Below are 1,562 nucleotides of genomic sequence, written 5' to 3' on the forward strand. Positions count from 1 at the left end.
GCCCTGTGGGCGGCGGGCGCGCTGGCCGGTTCCGGGCCGGGGCAGCTGGAGGGCGTGACGCCGGGCGCGGCGGCGCCCGCGCTGCCCGCGATGACGCCGATCGAGGAGACGCTCGCCGACCTGTGGGCCACGGGGGTGTCCCGCGTCCATCCGGTCGCGCACGTCCGGGAGGCCCTGGACGAGCTGGGCGCGCTGTCGTCCGTGCGGCTCGCCGCCACGCCGGGCGAGACCAACGTCGTCGTCGCCGGGCTCGTCACCCACCGGCAGCGCCCGCCGACCGCCGGCGGCATCGTGTTCATGACGCTGGAGGACGAGACCGGCATCATCAACGTGGTGTGCCCGCCGCAGGTGTTCCAGCGGCACCGCGGCCTCGCCGTCGACTCGCAGGCGCTGCTGGTCAGCGGGCGGCTGGAACGCGCCGACGGCGTCGCGAACGTCCGCGCGACCCGGCTGCGGCGGCTGCCCGTCCCCGGCCGCGTCAAGTCCCGCGATTTCCATTGATCGGCGGACGCTAGAACCTCGGGCCGCGCTCTGTCATCGTAAGGAAAAGCTGGGGCCGCGTGCCGCCGCGGGGGCGGCCGCCAAGACGCGGCTCGCGGAGAAAAGGTGATCTCCATGGACGGGCCGCGAGCGTCCTCCCTGCGCGAGCTGCGCCCGGACGACCCCACCCGGATCGGCCGGTACCGCATCGAGGCCAAGATCGGCGAGGGCGGGATGGGCGCCGTGTACCTCGGCCGCGGCGAGGACGGGCGTCCCGTGGCGGTGAAGGTCGTCCGCGCCGAACTGGCCGGCGACCGGACGTTCCTCGCCCGCTTCCACGACGAGGCCGCCAACGCCCAGCGGGTCGCGTCGTTCTGCACCGCGCAGGTCCTCGAACACGGCGAGGACCTCGGCCTCGCCTACATGGTGACCGAGTACATCGACGGGCCGTCGCTGCTGGAGCACGTGAGCGAGAAGGGCGCGCTGTCGCCCGGGATGCTGCACGGCGTCGCGGTCGGCGTCGCCGCCGCGCTCGTCGCCATCCACAGCGCCGGGCTGGTGCACCGCGACCTGAAGCCGAGCAACGTGCTGCTGTCCATCTCCGGCCCCCGGGTGATCGACTTCGGGATCGCCCGCGCGCTGGACATGGTCTCCTCCCACACCCGGACCGGGCAGGTCGTCGGGACGCCCGGCTGGATCGCGCCCGAGCAGATCACCACGCAGCAGGTCACCACGGCCGTGGACGTGTTCGCCTGGGGCTGCCTCGTGGCGTACGCGGCGAGCGGCCGCAACCCGTTCGGGCAGGGCTCGTTCCAGCTGCTCGCGGCCCGCGCCGTGCACGCCGAACCGGAGACCGGGGACCTGCCGCCGTCGCTGTCCGGGCTCGTCCAGGCGGCGCTGCGCAAGGACCCCGGCGCCCGGCCGAGCGTCCGCGACCTGCTGCTCGCGCTGGTGGGCGGCGGTGTCGAGGCCGCCGTGACGACCGAACTGGTCCTGCGTCTTATACACATGTCCGTGGCCACGAGACGGACACCTAACTCGTATGCAGACCTGTGCCTTGTAAGATCAAAGCATATGTGAAA

2 protein-coding genes are annotated in these 1,562 nt (G+C 73.3%); both read left to right on the forward strand.

Annotation, left to right across the window (positions count from 1 at the left end; genetic code table 11):
* On the forward strand, window positions 1-501 hold a 501-nt coding region (locus HUX53_RS10290), incomplete at its 5' end, for an OB-fold nucleic acid binding domain-containing protein (RefSeq protein ID WP_255205115.1).
* 114 nt (window positions 502-615) lie between these two features.
* Window positions 616-1,560: a serine/threonine-protein kinase gene (locus tag HUX53_RS10295; protein ID WP_176402932.1), complete on the forward strand. Its 945-nt coding sequence runs from the start codon at window positions 616-618 to the stop codon at window positions 1,558-1,560.
* Window positions 1,561-1,562 lie beyond the last annotated feature (2 nt).

This window comes from Actinomadura sp. BRA 177 (assembly GCF_013372625.1).
Lineage (GTDB): Bacteria > Actinomycetota > Actinomycetes > Streptosporangiales > Streptosporangiaceae > Spirillospora.